The organism is Xanthomonas sp. NCPPB 3959, from assembly GCF_056675575.1.
In genome coordinates, this window is the sequence record NZ_JBWWVR010000058.1 from 1 (window position 1) to 298 (window position 298).

A 298-nucleotide genomic window follows, 5' to 3' on the forward strand; every position below is an offset into this window, starting at 1 on the left:
CCAGGTGCAGGCAAGCGGCATGCTGCCGATCGGCCGTGCGATGGAGAACACGGCGCTGTACGTGCTGGACGCGCGGATGGAATTGCAGCCGCCGGGCGTGGCGGGTGAGCTGTACATCGGCGGATGGGGAGTGGCGAAGGGGTACGTGAAGCGGGAGGCGTTGACGGCCGAGCGCTTCGTGGCGAGCCCGTTCGAGGCTGGGGAACGGTTGTACCGCACAGGCGACCGGGTGCGCTGGCGTAACGACGGGCAGCTGGAGTTTCTGGGTCGACTGGACGACCAGGTGAAGCTGCGCGGG

The 298-nt window shown here is 68.5% G+C and carries 1 protein-coding gene; it reads left to right on the plus strand.

Annotated features, from left to right (window positions below; all coding sequences use genetic code 11):
• Positions 1 to 298, plus strand: a 298-nt coding sequence (locus tag AC1KVG_RS21805) for an AMP-binding protein (protein ID WP_481095812.1), incomplete at both ends; no start/stop codon positions are given.